Genomic DNA, 207 nt, shown 5'->3' on the forward strand with positions numbered 1-207 from the left:
TTTTTCAACATTAGTCGGTTCGGTCCTCCAGTTAGTGTTACCCAACCTTCAACCTGCCCATGGCTAGATCACCGGGTTTCGGGTCTATACCCTGCAACTTAACGCCCAGTTAAGACTCGGTTTCCCTGCGGCTCCCCTATACGGTTAACCTTGCTACAGAATATAAGTCGCTGACCCATTATACAAAAGGTACGCAGTCACCCCCAT

1 rRNA gene is annotated in these 207 nt (G+C 49.3%); it reads right to left on the reverse strand.

The features are described 5' to 3' along the window. Positions 1 to 207 (reverse strand): 23S ribosomal RNA (locus tag ACA373_RS22240); the annotation flags it as partial.

It is taken from the genome of Erwinia sp. STN24, from assembly GCF_041320675.1.
Lineage (GTDB): Bacteria > Pseudomonadota > Gammaproteobacteria > Enterobacterales > Enterobacteriaceae > Erwinia > Erwinia aeris.